Source organism: Streptomyces sp. NPDC053069 (assembly GCF_044546895.1).
GTDB lineage: Bacteria > Actinomycetota > Actinomycetes > Streptomycetales > Streptomycetaceae > Streptomyces.
In genome coordinates this window covers 264534-283103 of sequence record NZ_JBITZN010000006.1, presented here as the reverse complement: position 1 = coordinate 283103, position 18570 = coordinate 264534, and the positions used below count along the sequence as shown (strand labels likewise).

The 18570-nt window shown below is 72.6% G+C and carries 14 protein-coding genes; 4 read left to right on the top strand and 10 right to left on the bottom strand.

Annotated elements, in window-relative coordinates; all coding sequences use genetic code 11:
* Positions 1–79: 79 nt before the first annotated feature.
* From ACIGXP_RS16420 to ACIGXP_RS16405, 4 genes are all read right to left on the bottom strand, one after another.
* The gene (locus tag ACIGXP_RS16420; protein ID WP_399768810.1) at positions 80–3808 is read right to left on the bottom strand and encodes an ABC transporter ATP-binding protein; all 3729 of its coding nucleotides are present in this window, start codon (positions 3806–3808) and stop codon (positions 80–82) included.
* Between the two features lie 90 nt (positions 3809–3898).
* The gene (locus ACIGXP_RS16415; protein WP_399768808.1) at positions 3899–4924 is read right to left on the bottom strand and encodes an esterase-like activity of phytase family protein; all 1026 of its coding nucleotides are present in this window, start codon (positions 4922–4924) and stop codon (positions 3899–3901) included.
* Between the two features lie 64 nt (positions 4925–4988).
* A complete protein-coding gene (locus ACIGXP_RS16410) occupies positions 4989–5912 on the bottom strand; it encodes a serine hydrolase (protein ID WP_399768806.1) in 924 nt (307 codons plus the stop codon).
* 199 nt (positions 5913–6111) lie between these two features.
* A complete protein-coding gene (locus ACIGXP_RS16405) occupies positions 6112–7194 on the bottom strand; it encodes a YncE family protein (RefSeq protein WP_399768804.1) in 1083 nt (360 codons plus the stop codon).
* A gap of 134 nt (positions 7195–7328) precedes the next feature.
* On the opposite strand from ACIGXP_RS16405, the gene ACIGXP_RS16400 reads away from it, so the two are divergent.
* On the top strand, positions 7329–8228 hold the full coding sequence (locus tag ACIGXP_RS16400) for a LysR family transcriptional regulator (protein WP_399768802.1): 900 nt from the start codon (positions 7329–7331) through the stop codon (positions 8226–8228).
* A gap of 28 nt (positions 8229–8256) precedes the next feature.
* Here ACIGXP_RS16400 and ACIGXP_RS16395 read toward each other — a convergent pair whose 3' ends face one another.
* Both ACIGXP_RS16395 and ACIGXP_RS16390 read right to left on the bottom strand, forming a co-directional pair.
* A complete protein-coding gene (locus tag ACIGXP_RS16395; protein WP_399768800.1) occupies positions 8257–9156 on the bottom strand; it encodes a helix-turn-helix domain-containing protein in 900 nt (299 codons plus the stop codon).
* Positions 9153–10019 carry a helix-turn-helix domain-containing protein gene (locus tag ACIGXP_RS16390; RefSeq protein WP_399768798.1) on the bottom strand — a complete coding sequence of 289 codons (867 nt, stop codon included), beginning with the start codon at positions 10017–10019 and terminating at the stop codon, positions 9153–9155. Before ACIGXP_RS16390 ends, ACIGXP_RS16395 begins: the two co-directional genes overlap by 4 nt.
* A 341-nt stretch (positions 10020–10360) precedes the next feature.
* Between ACIGXP_RS16390 and ACIGXP_RS16385 the strand changes: the two genes are divergently transcribed.
* On the top strand, positions 10361–10720 hold the full coding sequence (locus tag ACIGXP_RS16385; protein WP_363213983.1) for a hypothetical protein: 360 nt from the start codon (positions 10361–10363) through the stop codon (positions 10718–10720).
* A gap of 27 nt (positions 10721–10747) precedes the next feature.
* On the opposite strand, the gene ACIGXP_RS16380 is transcribed toward ACIGXP_RS16385, so the two are convergent.
* From ACIGXP_RS16380 to ACIGXP_RS16370, 3 genes are read right to left on the bottom strand one after another with little or no spacing between them, the layout of a single operon-like run.
* Positions 10748–12436, bottom strand: a complete 1689-nt coding sequence (locus ACIGXP_RS16380) for a thiamine pyrophosphate-binding protein (protein ID WP_399768796.1) — start codon at positions 12434–12436, stop codon at positions 10748–10750.
* Complete coding sequence (gene speB / locus ACIGXP_RS16375) at positions 12433–13413, bottom strand: agmatinase (protein ID WP_363213981.1); 981 nt, start codon at positions 13411–13413, stop codon at positions 12433–12435. The genes ACIGXP_RS16380 and speB overlap by 4 nt, the downstream gene beginning before the upstream one ends.
* 56 nt (positions 13414–13469) lie before the next feature.
* The gene (locus tag ACIGXP_RS16370; RefSeq protein WP_399768793.1) at positions 13470–14930 is read right to left on the bottom strand and encodes a sodium:solute symporter; all 1461 of its coding nucleotides are present in this window, start codon (positions 14928–14930) and stop codon (positions 13470–13472) included.
* Positions 14931–15103: 173 nt separating this feature from the next.
* Between ACIGXP_RS16370 and ACIGXP_RS16365 the strand changes: the two genes are divergently transcribed.
* Entirely contained in the window at positions 15104–16822 is a 1719-nt protein-coding gene (locus tag ACIGXP_RS16365) for a PucR family transcriptional regulator ligand-binding domain-containing protein (protein ID WP_399768791.1), read from the top strand.
* Positions 16823–16896: 74 nt separating this feature from the next.
* Positions 16897–17685 carry a phosphatase gene (locus ACIGXP_RS16360; protein WP_399768789.1) on the top strand — a complete coding sequence of 263 codons (789 nt, stop codon included), beginning with the start codon at positions 16897–16899 and terminating at the stop codon, positions 17683–17685.
* Between the two features lie 17 nt (positions 17686–17702).
* Here the strand turns inward: ACIGXP_RS16360 and tesB are convergent, their stop codons facing one another.
* A complete protein-coding gene (tesB, locus tag ACIGXP_RS16355) occupies positions 17703–18569 on the bottom strand; it encodes an acyl-CoA thioesterase II (RefSeq protein WP_399768787.1) in 867 nt (288 codons plus the stop codon).
* Position 18570 lies beyond the last annotated feature (1 nt).

Genomic DNA, 18570 nt, shown 5'->3' with positions numbered 1-18570 from the left:
CTGATGTACGGACGCACGACGTATGTCGGATGGTTGCACGACCGTCAGCAGCACGCGTCGACAGGGTCCTCGCAATGCCTCAGCGGGACGCGGTGACCGGCTCCTCCGGTTCGGGGCGGCCGACGAAGGTGCGCCACAGTGCGGCGTACCGGCCGTCACGGGCGAGGAGTTCGTCGTGGGTGCCGTCCTCCGCGACCCGGCCGTGGTCCATCACCACGACCCGGTCCGCGCGGGCCGCCGTGGTCAGGCGGTGGGCGACCACCAGCGTGGTACGGCGGCCCGCCAGGCGGTCGGTGGCCTGGTTGACCTGGGCCTCGGTGGCCAGGTCCAGGGCGGCCGTGGCCTCGTCCAGCAGCAGGATGTCGGGGTCGACCAGCTCGGCCCGGGCGAGCGCGATCAGCTGGCGCTGGCCGGCCGAGAGGTTGCGGCCGCGCTCGGCGACCTCGTGCAGATAGCCGCCGTCCAGCGTGGCGATCATGTCGTGCGCGCCCACCGCCCGTGCCGCCGCCTCCACCTCGGCGTCGGTGGCGTCGGGACGGCCGTAGGCGATGGCGTCCCGGATCGTGCCCGGGAAGAGGTAGGCCTCCTGCGGGACGACACCCAGGCGGTGCCGGTACGAGGTCAGGTCCAGGGCGCGCAGATCCGTGCCGTCGACCGTGATCCGCCCCGCGGTGGGGTCGTAGAAGCGCGCGACCAGCTTGACGAGGGTCGACTTGCCGGCGCCGGTCTCGCCGACGAAGGCCACGGTCTGCCCGGCGGGGATCGTCAGGTCGATGCCGGTCAGCGCCGCGTCGGTCTCATCGGCGACCCCGTAGGCGAAGTGCACGTCCTCGAAGGCGATGTCACCCCGCAGGGACAGCACCTCCACGGGTTCGTCCGCCGGTTTGGTGGACGTCGGCTCGCGCAGCAGCTCCTGGATGCGGCCCAGGGACACCGTGGCCTGCTGGTAGCCGTCGAAGACCTGGGAGAGCTGCTGGACCGGGGCGAAGAACAGGTCGATGTAGAGCAGGTACGCGACCAGGGCGCCGGTCGTCAGCGTGGCCGCCTCGATCCGGTGCGCGCCCGCGATCAGCACGCTCGCCGCCGCCACCGACGACAGCAGCTGTACGAACGGGAAGTAGACGGATATCAGCCACTGGCCGCGGATGCGGGCGCGCCGGTAGCTGTCGCTGCGCTCGGTGAACCGCCGCCCGCCGTCCCGCTCGCGCCGGAACGCCTGCACGATCCGCAGCCCGGCGACCGACTCCTGAAGGTCGGCGTTGACCGACGACACCCGTTCCCTGGCGAGTTCGTACGCCTTCACGCTCGCCCGGCGGAAGAAGAAGGTCGCGACGATCAGCGGGGGCAGCGTCGCGAAGACCACGAGGGCGAGCTGGAGGTCGAGCACCAGCAGGGCGGCCATGATGCCGAAGAAGGTGACGACCGAGACGAACGCCGTGACCAGGCCGGTCTGCAGGAAGGTCGACAGGGCGTCCACGTCCGTCGTCATCCGGGTCATGATCCGGCCGGTCAGTTCGCGCTCGTAGTAGTCGAGCCCGAGCCGCTGGAGCTGCGCGAAGATCTTCAGCCGCAGCGCGTACAGCACCCGCTCACCGGTACGGCCGGTCATCCGGGTCTCGCCGATCTGCGCGGCCCACTGCACCAGCACGGTCAGCAGGCCGAGCAGCGAGGCCGCCCAGACCGCGCCGAGGGCCATCTTCGACACACCCGAGTCGATGCCGTGCCGGATCAGCACCGGCAGCAGCAGGCCCGCGCCCGCGTCCACGGCGACCAGCAGCAGGCTGAGCAGCAGCGGCGTGCCGAAGCCGTGCAGCAGGCGGCGCAGGCCGTAGGAGTCCTCGCGGCCCACCGCCCGGGCCTCGTCGACGTCCGGGGTGTCGGTGGCCGGCGGCAGCGCCTCGACCTGCGCCAGCAGTTCCGGGGTGGCCGGTGTGCCGGTCAGCGCCTGGTCCTTGGGCTCCCGGTCGCCGGTCCACAGCCTCGGGGTCACGCCCCGCTCGGCGTCGAACTCGGCGTCCAGCTCCTCACGGACGGAGGTGTCCTCGCGCGGCAGGGCGGGCTCGGCGTGGCCCGGCGAGACTCCGCCCAGCTCGTCCGGGTCGGTGAGCAGCCGCCGGTACAGCGCGGACCGCTGCTGGAGTTCCTCGTGGGTGCCGAGGTCGGCGAGCCGGCCGCCGTCGAGCACGGCGATGCGGTCGGCGAGGTTCAGGGTGGAGCGGCGGTGCGCGATGAGCAGGGTCGTACGGCCCTGCATCACCCGCTTGAGCGCCTCGTGGATCTCGTGCTCGACACGGGCGTCCACGGCCGAGGTGGCGTCGTCCAGGACCAGCAGGCGCGGGTCGGTGAGCAGGGCGCGGGCGAGCGCGATGCGCTGGCGCTGGCCGCCGGAGAGGGTCAGGCCCTGCTCGCCGACCTTGGTGTCGTACCCCTCGGGAAGTTCGGCGATGAAACGATCCGCCTGGGCGGCGCGGGCGGCGGCCTCGATCTCCCCCTGGGTGGCGTCCGGGCGGCCGTACGCGATGTTGTTGCGCACGGTGTCGGAGAAGAGGAAGGAGTCCTCGGGGACGAGCCCGATCGCGGCCCGCAGCGAGTCCAGGGTCAGCTCGCGGACGTCGTGGCCGCCGATCAGGACGGCGCCGTGGGTGACGTCGTAGAAGCGCGGGAGCAGCAGGGAGAGGGTGGACTTGCCGGAGCCCGAGGAGCCGACGACGGCCAGGGTCTCGCCCGGCCGGATCTCGAAGCTCAGCCCGTCCAGGACCTGGGGCCCGCCGTCGTACCCGAAGGACACGTCGTCGAACTCGACGGTCGCCGGCGCGTCGGCGGGCAGCGTCTTCGTGCCGTCCCGCATCGTCGGCTCGGTGTCGATCAGCTCCAGGACGCGCTCGGTGCCGGCCCGGGCCTGCTGGCCGACGGTCAGGACCACCGCGAGCATGCGCACCGGGCCGACCAGCTGGGCGAGATAGCTGGAGAAGGCGACGAACGTGCCGAGCGTGATGTGCCCGCGCACGGCCAGCCAGCCGCCGAGGGCCAGCATGGCGACCTGGCCGAGGGCGGGGACGGCCTGCAGGGCGGGGGTGTACGTGCTGTTCAGCCGGATCGTGCGCAGCCGCCCGGCGAAGAGCCGGCGGCCGACCTCCCTGAGCTTCCCGGTCTCCTGGTCCTCCTGCCCGAAGCCCTTCACCACCCGTACGCCGCTGACGGCGCCGTCGACCACGCCCGCGACGGCGGCGGCCTGGGCCTGGGCGTACCAGGTGGCGGGGTGGAGCTTGCTGCGGCTGCGCTTGGCGATCGCGTACAGGGCCGGTGCCACGGCGAGGGCGACCACGGTCAGCGGCAGCGACAGCCAGGCCATGATCACCAGGGATATCAGGAAGAGCAGGACGTTCCCGATGGTCATCGGGAGCATGAAGAGCAGACCCTGGATCAGCTGCAGGTCGCTGGTGGCCCGGCCGACCACCTGCCCCGTGGACAGCTCGTCCTGGCGGCGGCCGTCGAGACGGGTGATCGTGCCGTACATCTCGGTCCGCAGGTCGTGCTGGACGTCGAGGGCGAGGCGGCCGCCGTAGTAGCGGCGGACGTAGGTGAGGACGTAGACGAGCAGGGCGGCGGCCATGAGGGCGGCGGCCCAGGGGCCCATCGCGCGGGTGTGGTCGCCGATGACGTCGTCGATGATCACCTTGGTGATCAGGGGGACCACGGCCATGACGGCCATACCGGCGAGGGACGAGCCGAGGGCGAGGACGACGTCCTTCGGATACCGCCAGGCGTATGCCGCCAGGCGTCGTGCCCATCCCCGTTGCGCTGCCACGCCGGTGCCTTCCTGTCGACCTGCTCTACCGGAAGGCACCAACGCACAGGTGAGCGGATTTCATCCCTCCGCAACAAAACAAGGGCGAAGTCAGACACGTACCCGCAAGTAATAGAACCTGGTCGTCTGGGCCGGGTTCTGGTTGTCGTCGCTCACCAGGAGGACCTTCAGACGGCCCCTGTGATCACGGCCGGTGATCGTCATGCCCTCGATGTTGTCCAGCAGCGGGTTCGGCTGGGGCTGCTTCGCCGTGGCGCCCAGGCTCGGGCAGTCGGCGATGTCCGTCAGCAGGGTCTTCTCGACCAGTCGGACGGAGGCCTGGCCGGTCAGGTTCTCTGTACCGCTGGTGTCGGTCGCATGGCGGAGGTCGGCCAGGTAGAGGCGGACGGTGTTGCCGACGCCGACGGTGAAGCCGCGCTCCAGGACGAGGAGGCGGCCGTCGGGGGTGGCCTGGACCTCGGGGACGCCGAGGCCGGGGTCGGTGCGGTAGGCGTACTGGGCGGCGAGACGGAAGTGGTCCTTGTGCCGCCGCCAGGTCTGGAAACGCACGATCCCCGTGGAGTCGCCCGAGATCGCGTCCTCCATGGAGGCCAGCAGGGTGCGGCCGCCGGGCAGCAGGGTCAGGCCCTCGAAGGTCTGGTTGGAGGTGGCACGGCCGGCCGGGGCGACGAGGAGGGAGGAGGGGACCGGGAGGCGGTCGAGGATCTTTCCGCCGGCGGAGTACCGGCGGACGGACGGCTCGGTCTCGGAGGTGATCAGCCGGGTGCCGTCCCTGTCGACGGCCAGGCCCTCGGAGTCGAGGTCGGCGCCCTTCTCGTCGGCGAGGCGGACGGCCGCCTTCGGCCGCAGGGTCGTCGGATCCAGGCTGAACAGGGACGAACGGTCCTCCAGCGCCGCGATCGATCCGTCCCGGTCCACCGCGAGGGCGGAGAAGTTGCCGACGAAGGTGCCGTCGTACGTCGTCTTGTCGAGCACGTCGGAGAAGCGGCCGAGGGAGACGGCCGGCGAACAGGCGTGGCCCGCGGCGGAGTCGGCGCCTGCGGGCCCGGCGGCGGTCAGGGAGGTGGCCGCCGCCAGGCCGGCGGCGAGGGTGGCGAGTACGGTTCTCAGGCGCATGCCGGTCACCGTAGGGCGGACGGGTGTCCGGCGGGAGCCCGCCTCGTGAACCACCGCGGCGGCGTCAGCCCTGCGGCGGCACCGCGACGAACGCCTCGCTGGGCTTGCTGGTCGGGGTGTAGACGGCCGTGCCGGACGTGGTCGGCACGATGTCCCGGTGGATGGCCTTGGCGACGTTCTGAATGGTGGTGACGCCGTAGTCCATGGTGCTGTTGTCCTGCGTCAGCACCGAGATCGTGTAGTCGTGGCCGGCGCCGTTGAAGGTGCCGAGGCTGTGCACCCGCCAGCCGTGCGTCGCGCGCTGCAGCCAGCCGTTCTTGACGTGCACGGAGACCGTGGACGGCGCGCCGGCCGGGGTGCCCCAGCGCTGGTCGGAGACGACCTGGCTCATCAGTTTCAGGATGTAGGCGCGGGCGTTGTCGCTCAGCACGCTGTTCCTGGCGGTGACGAGCCCCAGCAGCTTCTGCTCGTCGGTGACGTTCTCCTGGGTCAGGCCCCAGTAGCCGTCCGCGCCCGGCAGGGTCCTGGTCATCCCGGCGGCGGCCAGGAAGCCCTTGATCTTCGTCACGCCCAGCTGCTTCCACAGCGCGGTCGTCGCGTCGTTGTCCGACCGGGTGATCATGGCCTTGGCGAGCGTGGTCTCACGGTCCGTCAGGTACCGGTTGTGCTTCTTCGCGTCCCACAGCAGCGTGGCGAGCACGGTGACCTTGACGGTGCTGGCCGAGTCGTAGGAGCTGGTGGCGCGCAGGGTGCAGGTGGTGCTGGTGCTGCGGTCGTACAGGCCGATGGCGACCGTGCCCTTGCGGTTCGCGAGGGCGGCCGTGATGTCCTTCTGCAGCTTGGCGGCGAGGCCCGCCTTGGCGGACGTACAGCTGACGGTGGGCGTGGTCGCGGCGGCCGGGGTGGCGGCGGCCACGGTGGGTATGAGCACGCCGGCGCCGAGGGCTGCCGCCAGCACTCCGGCGCGTCGGGTCATGCGGTGGGTCATGGAAGGGTCCCCCTGGGGAATGTCGTGTGGGCGCAACGCCGGCGCCTGTTGGCTTGACTCATCAGGCCGGCCGGAAGTTGTACGCATGTTCCCAGGGCGGGAGTTCCACGTGACCGGCGGGTGGCGCCGGTTCGTTCCTGCCGGGACAGGGGGAGGTCAACACCGGTACAGGGCAGGCTGTTCGCGGCGCATTCCGGCCTCACCGGAGGGCGGCGGCGAGGGGCACGTGGCGCGGGATGTACGCCAGCCCGTGGGCTCCCGGTTCGCCGCGCTTGGTGATGTCGAGCCGGGTCAGGGTGCACAGAGTGTCCAGGTCGATGACATGGACGGTGGAGGAGACGACGCAGGCCACATAGGCGAGTCGGCCGTCGGGGGAGGACCGGACGGTCAACGGCATCGCTCCGACCTCCAGTTCACCGAGGCGTTCGAGGGTGGCGGCCGAGAACACGGTGAGGCGGCCCGGCACCTGGCGGCCGAGGGCGGAGACGGACTCGGGGCCGGAGCCGAGGGCGGGCCGGGTGCGCACCTCGCCGGTGAGCAGCTTGCCCGTCGAGGTCAGGTGCACCGGCATGACCACGTGCTCCGTCGGAAGGGTGGCGGTCACGGACAGCGTGCCGGTGTCGATCACCCGGATGCCGGGCGTCCGTCCCTCGGCGGCACCGGCGTACGGGGCGGCGACGAAGACGTGCGCGCCGTCGGCGGAGACGGCGATCCCCTCGCTGCCCGGCACCGCCACCTTCCCCGTGAGCGCGCCGCGTTCCAGATCGACCACCGACACGAACGGCGCCTCCTTGTTGGCGGCGTAGCCCGTCCGCCCCGTCGGATCGATGGCGAACCAGTGCGGTCCCGGCGCACCGGTGTCGATCCTGCCCAGGGGCCGACGGGTGGCGGTGTCGATCACCACGACGCCGCCGGGCCGGTCCGCCGCTCCCTCCACGCTGACGTAGAGACGGCCGCGTGCCGCATCCAGGGCCAGGCCGTGCGGGCCGTGTTCGGGGGCCAGGTCGACGACCTCCACGATCCGGCGGGTGTCGGGGTCGATGACGGTCAGCTCGGTGCTGCGGCCGGTGTTGGCGTGGTAGTAGCCCGAGCGGTAGGTGCTGCTGCACCACAGCAGCCGCTGCACCGGGTCGAAGCACAACTCATGGGGCTCGGCGGGGACTTCGACCGTACCGAGGTGCCGGTCGCAGGCGACGTCGTGGAAAGAGACCGCCGGTCCGCTCTGGCTGACCACGGCCAGCACATCGCCTTCTCGGCCGGCACGGGGTGACTGCTGATGCACAGGTGACTCCTCGCCACTGGGCTGATCCGGATTGCGTGGACCCCTCCACCCTCCGCACCGGGGAGTTCCGCAGCAATGCAAAGATCGGCAAGCGATCATTGCCCCAGACGTAAGAACGCAGCTCAGGAGCGTCCATGGATCTCAACCTGCTGCGCGCGCTGGACGCCTTGCTCCAGGAGAACAGCGTGACCCGCGCCGCCGAGCGGCTCGGCACCTCACCCGCGGCGGTCAGCCGTACGCTGGCCCGGCTCCGCCGTGCCGTCGGTGATCCGCTGCTGGTCCGCGCGGGCCGGCAGATGGTGCCGACGCCGCGGGCACTGGAACTCCGCGAGGAGGTGGCCGCGTTGCTGCGCGGCTGCGACGACGTCCTTCGGCCGGGGGCCGGTTTCGCACCGGTGCATCTCCGGCGCACGTTCACGGTGCAGGCCACCGACCTGCTGCTGACGGGGCTGGCCGGGACCCTGACCGACCGGGTCCACGCGGAGGCCCCGCACGTGGACGTGGTCTTCCTGCCGGAGGCGGTGGAGGGCGGCCCCGGGCTGCGGCAGGGGCTGGTCGACGTCGAACTGGGCGTCCTCGACCACCTGGATCCCGAGATCCACACCCGGCAGCTCCGGCGTGCGAACCTGGTCGGTGTCGCCCGCAGCGGTCATCCCCTCTTCAACGGGCGGATCGACGCCCGCCGTTTCGCCGCGGCCGGCCACATCGGCGTGTCCCGGCTGGGCAAGCGCACCGGGCCGATCGACCGGGCGCTCGCGGACCTCGGACTGCGGCGCCGGACCGCGGTGGTCGTGCCCGGTTACACGGCCGCGCTGATGCTGGCCCGGGACACCGACCTCGTCGCGCTCACCCTGCCCGACTGGCTCCCCGGCACCATCGCCGCGCTGGGCCTGCGCACCTTCCCGATCCCCCTCGACCTGGCGCCCCTGGAGCTCGGGATGGCCTGGCACCCCCGCAACGCGGCCGACCCGGGCCACCGCTGGTTCCGCGACCATCTGGCGGCCGCGGTCCTGGCACCGGCCGGGAACCCCTGACACACGCCCAACGTCCGCGGATCCGCCGCTACTCCCGCGGGCCGAAGCAGTGCCGCCGGCCCTCGCGTACCAGGCAGGCGCGTACGTGGTCCAGGTCCGACTGGGAGGCGGCGACCATCGGGGTGGACAGGGAGTCCCTGGCGTCGTACCCGTCCTTGACCTCGGTGCGCCACGGCGCGTGATGCGGTACGAGGATCTCCGCCCGGTCCCCCACCTTGCCGAGGTCGATCCGCGCCCACACCGCACCGCAGGCGGTACTGTGCCGGATCTTGACCACGGTCGGCCCGGGGAAGCTCCGCCGGCCCAGGGTCACCGGCACGGGGGCGGCTCCGCAGCCGTACGTCTCGGGGTCCTTGCCCGTGCAGCCGTCGCCGTGGCAGCCCTGTACCGGTACGGGGGCGGAGGGGGACGGGGACGCGCTCGCACCGGACTCGCTGAAGGCGCCGGTGGCCGCCAGGGTCACGGCGACCGCGGCGATGGCGAGTCCACCGCCCGCAAGCACGGCGAGCAGGCCACCGGCCCGGCGCCGGGACGAGCGGCCGGCGTCCTCGGACGGGGGCGGCTCGGCCACGGCGGCCGACGGCTCACCCGCGCATGGGCACCCACCTGACGCATGCCCACCGGACGCATCCCCACCCGCTGCCCGCCCGCCCGCCGTACGCCCACCCGCCGCACGCCCGCTGGCCACCGTGTCCGCCAGCTCCCACAGCGCGAGTATCCGCCCGGGATCCTCGTCCGCGAGTTCGCACAGTGCCGCGACGGCCTGCCGGGGCGGAACGGTCCCGCCGCGGAGATAGCGGTCCCAGGACGACTTGCTGTACGGCGTCTTCGCGGCCAGTGCGGCCAGGCTCAGCCCGGTCCGGGCCCGTAGCCCGCGCAGCGCCTCCGCCAGCCGCTCGCACTCCACCGCCCGCTCACCGGGCGTCATTTGCGCAGCACTCCCCAGGTGTCCTCGCCGACGACCCCGTCCACACGGAGGTGGGCCCGCTCCTGCAACCGCTCCACCGCGCGCTCGGTGCGGGAGCCGAACGCGCCGTCGGCGGTCCCCGGCGAAAGGCCGTGGTGGCGCAGCAGGCACTGTGCCTCGACGACGGCCCACTCGGCGGAGCCCTTGCCGATCAGGCCGACGCGGGTCGTGCTGTACCCCGCGTAGAGCAGCCCGTCCGCGGCGCGGTGCACCCTGCAGGGGTAGTCCTTGCCGGCCCGGAACGCGAACGCCCCCTTCGTTCCCTCGCCAGGAGATCCCGGGGCCGGCTCCGTGGCGTCCGCCGAGACCGGCCGGCCGTCGGTCCGGTCCCGTTCGCCGTCCCACGGTACGGCCACCAGCAGGGCGATCACCGCGGTCACGAGCACGGCCGACGCCAGTACGACGGCGAACAGCCGCCACCTCCGTCCGCGTCCCGCGGTTTCCTGCTCGCCAGGCCCGGAGCCCGGCCCGGAGTCAGGGCCTGAGCCCGGCCCGGAGTCCCTCCCCGCGTGCGTCTCCGCGCCCGTCTCCGCCGCCCGGCCGGCATTCCCCGGTCCGCCCCGCCCCGCCGCCACCGCCACCTCGTGCAGGGCCAGCAGCCGGGCCGGGTCGATGTCGCAGGCGCGGGCCAGTGCCTCCACCGCCTCCTGCGGCGGTAACGAACGGCCGTTGAGGTAGCGGTCCCAGGAGGCACGGCTGTAACCCGTGCGGGCGGCCAGGGCCTGCAGCCCCAGACCGCTGTGGTCCTTGATGCGGCGCATCTGTACGGCGAGTTGTCGCACTCGCGGGTCGAGCGAGTCCGGCAACTGCTTCCAACGAGACATGCTCCACCCCATGTCTGTTGCAACTCCCCGGACCAGGATGCCCGACAAGCACCGCTGGTTCCCCTGACCGGCCTTTCGAGCACACGGTTTCGGCCATCCCACCGGCATCCGGGTGTCCCGCCGGTGCCTCAGGGCGCGGGGGGTTCTCGCAGGTCGGAGGGTGGGACATCCCGCGTCGGCGGCAGCTGTCCGGCGGGCCTGGCCCCGTCCTGGACCCGGCCTGCACTGTCGGTGGTGCACGGCGGGCGGTGCGGTCCACCCCGCACCGCCCCAGCACTCGGCGGCCCGCCTCCACGGGGGTGGGGCGGGCCGCCTCAGGCAACCGAACCCAAGGAGCACCCATGCGATTCCGCATCGCGACCGCAGCCGTCCTGACCGCGTGCGCCATGACCGGGAGCGGGCTGGCCCTGTCCGCGCAGACCGCCTCGGCGTCCACCGCGGCCCGCCCGCACTGTCCGTATCCGTACGTGTGCTTCTACAACGGCAACACGATGACGGGAAAGTTCAAGGACACCGGCTACTGGCAGACGCTCGGCGCGAGCCGCAGGGCGAAGGGCGCGGTCAACACCCGGCACGACGACGTGGCCTACGTGAAGTTCTCCGACTACCGAACGATCTGCATGAAGCCGGGCCAGGGCTGGTCCTTCGGCGCGGCGCACCCGACGCAGGTGTACATCAGCACGTCGAGCACGTGCCACTGACGCACCCTCGGCTCCGGTGGGCCGTGCTCACGCCGTGAGGTGTGTCGGCGCGAACATCCGCAGGACCGCGGGGAGTACGACCACCGAAGGGCCGGGCGCGGACAGTGCCTTCGCCAGGTCCTCCTCCAGGGTCTCCGGGGTCGTCAGGACCCCGGGGACGCCGAAGGACTCCGCCAGGGCGACGTAGTCCGGGCGGGCCAGTTCCGTCGCCGTCGCCTGGCCGAAGGCGTCCGTCATGTACTCGCGCAGGATGCCGTAGCCGCCGTCGTCGACGATGAGCCAGGTGACCGGCAGGTCGTACTGCTTCGCCGTCGCCAGCTCGGCGATCGAGTACAGGGCGCCGCCGTCGCCCGACACCGCCAGCACCGGGCGGGTCGGGTCGGCCGCCGCCGCGCCCAGCGCCGCCGGGAAGCCGTAGCCGAGGCCGCCGGCGCCCTGGGCGGAGTGCATGGTGTTCGCACCGCGGGGGTCGAAGGCCGACCACGCCCAGTACGCCAGGATCGTCATGTCCCAGAAGGACGGGGCACCGGCGGGCAGCGCTCGGCGGACGGCCCCCAACACCTCCTGTTCCAGGGCGAGTTCCTGGGCGGCGATACGGGAAGCCACCTTCTCCAGCAGCTCCCGCACCCGCCCCGGCGCCGACTCGTCCGTGCGCTCCTCCACCGTCTCCAGCAGCGCCTGCAGCGCCAGTCGGGCGTCCGCGTGGATGCCGAGGGCCGGGTGGTTGGACTCCAGCTTGCCGAGGTCGGCCTCGATCTGGACGACCCGGCCGCGGGGCTTGAAGGTGTGGTAGTTGGAGGAGAGTTCACCCAGGCCCGAGCCGACCACCAGCAGGACGTCCGCGTCCTCCAGGAAGTCCGTCGTATGCCGGTCCTCCAGCCAGGACTGCATCGAAAGAGGGTGCTCCCAGGGAAACGCGCCCTTGCCGCCGAAGGTCGTGACCACGGGGGCGTCGAGCCGCTCGGCCAGCTGCAGCAGCTTTCCCGAGGCGTCGGACCGTACGACCCCGCCGCCCGCGATGATCGCCGGGCGGGCCGCACGGGACAGCAGGTCGGCTGCCACCGCCGTCAGTTCGGGGCGGGGGACCAGCTCCTCCGGCGTGGCGTCCGGCGCCGTCACCACCGGCAGCGCGGTCGGAGCCAGCAGCACGTCCTGCGGGATCTCCACCCACACCGGGCCGTGCGGCGCCGTCAGCGCCGACTTCCACGCCGCCGCGACGGCGGAGGGGATCTGGGACTGGGTGCGGACCGTGTGGACGGACTTGACCACGCCGCGGAAGGAGGCGGCCTGGTCCGGGAGTTCGTGGAGGTAGCCGTGCCGGCCGCCGCCCAGGCCGGCAGTCGGGATCTGGCTGCTGATCGCCAGTACGGGGGCGGAGGCGGCGGCGGCCTCCTGGAGCGCCGCGAGGGACGTCAACGCGCCCGGACCCGTCGACAGCAGCAGCGGTGCCGCCTCTCCCGTGATCCTGCCGTACGCGTCCGCCGCGAAGCCCGCGTTGTTCTCGACCCGCAGACCGACATACCGCAGGGAGGAGCGGCGCAGGGCGTCGAACATGCCGAGGGCGTGCTGGCCGGGCAGGCCGAAGACGGTCGTCGCGCCCAGCCCGGCCAGGGTCTCCACGACCAGGTCTCCGCCGTTGCGGCCGGGGGGAGGATTCAGCGCGGCCTCCTGCTGTGCCTCGGTCGGGCGGAGTACCAGGTCGTGGTCGTGAGTCACTTCGCTTCCGAGTCCTTCCGGGCCGCCGCGATCTGGCGGCTCATGATGGTGGTCAGTTCGTAGGCCGTGTGGGAGGCCGCCACCGAGGTGATCTCCGCGTGGTCGTACGCGGGCGCGACCTCGACGACGTCCGCCGAGACCAGGTTGCAGGACGCCAGCCCACGCAGGATCTCCAGCAGCTCGCGGGAGGTCATGCCGCCGGCCTCGGGGGTGCCGGTGCCGGGGGCGTGGGCCGGGTCGAGGCAGTCGATGTCGATGGAGATGTACAGCGGGCGGTCGCCGATGCGCTGGCGCAGCTGGTCGGCCACCTCGTCGGCGCCCCGGCGGTAGATGTCGGCGGACGTGACGATGCCGAAGCCCATCTTCTCGTCGTCCGTGAGGTCCTGCTTGCCGTACAGGGGACCGCGGGTGCCGACGTGGGAGAGGGCGGAGGTGTCGAGGATGCCCTCCTCCACCGCGCGGCGGAACGGGGTGCCGTGGGTGTACTCGGCGCCGAAGTAGGTGTCCCAGGTGTCCAGGTGGGCGTCGAAGTGCAGCAGGGCGACCGGGCCGTGCTTCTTGGCGACCGAGCGCAGCAGGGGCAGCGCGATGGTGTGGTCGCCGCCCAGGGTCATCAGACGGGCGCCCGTGCCGAGCAGCTCGTCCGCCGCACCCTCGATCGTCTCGACGGCCTCGTTGATGTTGAACGGGTTCACGGCGATGTCACCGCCGTCGGCGACCTGCGCCAGGGCGAAGGGAGAGGCGTCCTGCGCCGGGTTGTACGGGCGCAGCAGCCGGGACGCCTCGCGGATGGCGTTGCCGCCGAAGCGGGCGCCCGGCCGGTACGAGACGCCGGAGTCGAACGGCACGCCCACGACGGCGACGTCGGCGGTGCCGACCTCGTCGAGGCGGGGCAGCCGGGCGAAGGTCGCGGGTCCGGCGTACCGCGGGATGCGGGAGGAGTCGACAGGGCCGCGGGGCGTCTCGTTGCTGCTCATGGTGAATTGCCTTCTTTCTTGCGCTTCATCGCGCATGTACTGCTTTCCCTACGACTCTACTGGTGAGCCGGGACCGGTTCGGACACGAGTTCGGGATCGCCTCCGGCGAGGCGCTCGCGCCAGACGGCGAGGACGGTCTCGTCGGTGGGCCTCGTCGCCAGGGAGACGACGAGGTAGGCGGCGAGGGAGGCGAGCAGGCCGTAGTAGACGGGCTCGTTGGCGAGGATGCCGTAGCCCGCCATCAGGCCGATGACCGCGAGGCCGCCGACGATCACCGAGGCCAGCGCGCCCTGCACCGTGCCGCGCTTCCACAGCAGGCCGCCGAGGATGGGCACGAGCAGGCCGCCGACGAGCAGGTTGTACGCCACGGTCAGCGCCTCGACCACGTTGTTCAGCGCGATCGCCGTACCGATCACCGCGACACCCATGACCAGGATGAACGCCCGGTTGCCGGTGACCTCGTCGTGGTCCTCGCCACCGCCGCGCACGGCACCGCGCAGCCGCGACCAGATGTCGTTGTTGGCGACCGTGGCGCAGGCGATCAGGGCGCCGGAGGAGGTGGACATCACGGCGGCCAGGGCGGCGGCCAGGACCAGGCCGCGCACGCCGACGGGGAGTTCGTCCTTGACGATGGTGGCGAAGGCGTCGTCGGGGCTGCCGAGCTTGGGGTAGAGCACCTTGGCGGCGGTGCCGATCACCGCGCCGGCGAGGGCGTAGGCCAGACAGTAGGTTCCTGCCACCGTGCCGCCCCACTTGGCGGTCCTGTCACTGCGGGCGGTGAACACGCGCTGCCAGATGTCCTGGCCGATCAGCATGCCGAACGTATAGATCAGGACGTAGGTGAAGATCGTCTCGCCGCCGATGCCCAGCGGGTCGAAGTACGAGGTCGGCAGCTTGGCCTTCATCTCCGAGAAGCCGCCCGCCTTGACCACGGCGATGGGCAGGAGCAGGAGCAGCACGCCGACGGTCTTCACCACGAACTGGACCATGTCGGTCAGCGTGATGGACCACATGCCGCCGAGAGTGGAGTAGGCGACGACGATCGAGCCGCCGAGGATGATCGCGACCGTGCGGTTCAGGTCGAGGAGGACGTCGAAGATCGTCGCGTAGGCGATGGTGGAGGTGACGGCGAGCATGAGGGTGTACGCCCACATGACCACGCCGGAGATGACGCCCGCCCGGCCGCCGTAGCGCAGGTCCAGCATCTCGGAGACGGTGTAGACCTTCAGGCGGGCGATGCGGGCGGAGAAGAAGACGGAGAGTGCGAGGAGTCCGAGGCCGATGGTGAAGACCATCCAGGCGCCGGACAGTCCGTACTGGTACCCGAGCCCCACGCCGCCGATGGTGGAGGCGCCGCCGAGGACGATCGCCGCCATGGTGCCGGAGTACATGGCCGGGCCCAGGCGGCGGCCCGCCACCAGGAAATCGCTCTTGGACCTGGCGCGGCGCATGCCCCACCAGCCCATGGCCAGCATGCCGGCGAGATAGACGACGATCACTGTGTAGTCGACGGCCATGGGAGGGCCTCCTTCGCGCACTGTCCGGTGGCGTGTCGTGCAGATGCAATGGGGACGGACGGCAGCGGCTCGCGGGGACATCCGCCCGTACCCGCGGCTGCCGTGCTGACTTGACCCTAGGTGGCCGGAAAGCGACTGCGAAGTGTACGTTTCATCCAGATGAACGGGGCGGGATGGAGGAAACGCACACCATGCCCGAGACGATCACCCCAGCTGTCCCACCGACCCCACCGGTACCGCTGTCGGCGCTGCTCGCCCGCGAGGATCTCGGTCTGCGGCAGATCGCAGGCCCGTCCGATCCCTCCCTCGTGATCCACTGGGCGCACACCTCGGAGATGGCCGACCCGTACCCGTATCTGCTGGGCGGCGAGCTGCTGCTCACGGCGGGCGTGCACGTCCCGGAGGCGGCGGGTTCGGGCACCTACTTCGACGAGTACGTCTCGCGGATCGTGGCGGCGGGCGGGGCCGCCCTCGGGTTCGGGCTGGCGCCGGTGCACGACACGGTGCCGCGCGCGTTGGTCGCCGCCTGCGAGCGCCACGGGCTGCCGTTGCTGGAGGTCCCGCCCCAGACCACCTTCTCCGGGGTGGCCCGCGCGGTGTGGCAGCTGATGGCCCAGGCCCGGCTCGCCGAGCTGCGCCGCGTCACGGAGGCCCAGCAGAGCCTCGCCTCGGCCGCCGCCCGCCCGGACCCCGTGCGGTCCGTGCTGCGCCGCCTGGCCCGGCATGTCTCCGGCCACGCGGTGCTCTACGGCCCCGACGGCACGGCCCTGGCCGCCGCGGGCCGCGAGCCGGCCGACGAGGTACGCAGCGCACTGGCCGGCCTGGCGACAGTGGTACGCGCCACCGGCGACCCGGCACCCGAGGCGGACCGCGCGCCCGAAGCGGGCCCGCACGCGACGGGCGGCGGCACGGCAGGCACGACGAGAGCGGGCACGGGAAGCGGCGTCTTGCCGGCACCGGACCACTCCGCGACGCCGGACCGCTTCGCGGCGCCGGACCACTCCGCGGCGCCGCCCGCTTCCGGCCGCCCCACCGCGGCCCCTCCGGCCCCCGCTCCCCCGCCCCCCGCTCCCTCCCGTCCCCTCCCCGCCTCCGCCACCGACACCATCGGCTCCACGCACCTCGCCGTCTACGCCCTCGGCGCCGGTGAGGGGTTCGTCCTCGGGATGGCCGGTGCCCGGCGGGAGCCCGGGGACCACACCATCGCCTCCGTCGCCGCGGTGCTGCTGTCACTGCTGACGGGGGAGCATCACAGCGGTGCGGGGGCGGCGCGGTCCTCGGCGCTGGTGCGGCTGCTGCTCGGTGCCTCGCCGGAGGCGGTCGCGCCGCTGCTGGGGGAGGGCGGCTGGGTCGTCGTGCACGCCCGGCCCGAGGGGCAGCGCCCGGACGCCGTCGCCGCCTCCGCGCTCGGCGCCGCCCTGGGGTCGCCGCTGGTCGACCTCGCCCATGACGTCGTACGGGTGCTGGTGCCGGGCGGGCGGCTACCGGAGCCGCAGGCCGGGTGGACGCTCGGGGTGAGCGCCGCGGTGGCGCCACGGGAGTGGGCGGCCGCCGACGGTCAGGCGGCCCGTGCCCTCGCCCGGGCCCGCGCCACCCGCGCCCCGCTGGTCCGGCACGGCGCCCGGCCGGGGTGGGACGCCCTGGTGCCGCGGGCGGACGCCGAGGCACATGCCCGGGCCGTGCTCGCGCCGCTCGCCGGGCGGCCCGAGCTGGCCGAGACTCTGCGCAACTGGCTGGCCCTGCACGGCAGCTGGGACCGTACGGCGGTGGCGCTGGACGTGCACCGCAACACCGTGCGGCAGCGGATCGCCCGCTGCGCCGCGCTGTTGGACGCCGACCTGGACGACCCGGATGTGCGCATGGAGTTGTGGTTCGCGCTGCGGCACGGCTGAACCGGCGAGTGAGCCGCGTCCCAGCGGGCGATATGCCGAGGACGCCCGCAGCGCGCTGCCCCACAATGGAAGACATGCCGATATCCGGGACACCCAGCCGCGCCCAGCTCGTCGACCACCTGGTGAGGACCCGTATCGCGGGGGACGTCGCCACGCCCCGCGAGAACAACCTCTCCCACTACCGTCAGCTCGCCAACGGGGTCCGGGGCTTCTGGCTCGGGCTGGAGCTGGGCGACCGCTGGACGGACGAGCAGGACGTGCTCGCGGTGATGGCCGAGCGGGTGGGGGTCAGCGACGATCCCGAGTACCGGTACGGACAGGACACGATCGATCCCGAGTTGACCGTGGACGCGCTGGAGCGGATGGCGGCCCGGCTGCGCAAGGCGGCCGAGGGGCAGCAGCGGGTGCTGTTCGCGACCGGTCACCCGGGCGGCCTGCTGGATGTGCACCGGGCCACGGCCGCCGCGCTGCGCGCCGCCGGCTGCGAGATCGTGGTCATCCCGGACGGGCTGCAGACGGACGAGGGGTACGTCATGCAGTTCGCGGACGTGGCCGTGCTGGAGCACGGGGCGACGCTGTGGCACACCCACTCGGGTGAGCCGATGCGGGCCATCCTGACGGGACTTGAGCGCGAGGGCCGCCCCTTGCCGGACCTGGTGGTCGCCGACCACGGCTGGGCCGGGTACGCCGGACAGCACGGCCTGGACGCGGTCGGGTACGCCGACTGCAACGACCCGGCCCTGTTCCTCGCCGAGTCCGAGGGCACCCTGCAGGTCGTCGTACCGCTCGACGACCATGTGGTCAGCCCGCGTTACTACGACCCCCTGACGGCGTATCTGCTGGCCGAGGCGGGACTGGCGTAAGGCGGTACGCGCCGGGCTCAGCGCGGGACGCGGACCACGCCCTCCTGGATGACCGTGATGGCGAGCCGGCCGTCCTGCGTGTAGATACGGGCCTGGCCGAGACCGCGGCCACCGTGCGCCGACGGCGACTCCTGGTCGTACAGCAGCCATTCGTCGGCGCGGAAGGGCCGGTGGAACCACATCGCGTGGTCCAGGGAGGCGCCCACGACATCCCCGACGGCCCAGCCGCCGCGGCCGTGCGCGAGCAGCACGGAGTCGAGGAGGGTCATGTCGGAGACGTAGGTGGCGAGGACGACGTGCAGCAACGGGTCGTCGTCGAGCTTGCCGTTGGTGCGGAACCACACCTGGCTGTGCGGCTCGCGGGGAGCGCCGAACTGCCCGTACGGCGGCTCGTCCACGTACCTGAGGTCGATCGCCTCGCGGGCCTCCAGGAACCTCTCCACGACCTCGGGTGCCAGGTGGTCGTAACCGCGCAGCCGCTCCTGCGAGGTGGGCAGGGTCGCCGGGTCGGGCGAGGCGGGCATGGGCGCCTGGTGCTCAAGTCCCTCCTCGTGCGCCTGGAAGGACGCCGAGAGGTGGAAGATCGGCTTGCCGTGCTGGACGGCGACCACGCGGCGGGTGGTGAAGGACCGGCCGTCGCGAATGCGGTCGACGGTGTAGACGATCGGTGCGCCGGGGTCCCCCGGGCGCAGGAAGTAGGCGTGCAGCGAGTGGGCGGGGCGGTCCGCGGGGACCGTCCGCCCCGCGGCGACCAGCGCCTGTGCCGCGACCTGCCCGCCGAAGACGCGGGGGACGACGGCGGAGCGGGACTGGCCGCGGAAGATGTTCTCCTCGATCTGCTCCAGGTCGAGCAGATCGAGGAGATCCTGGAGTGCCTGACTCATG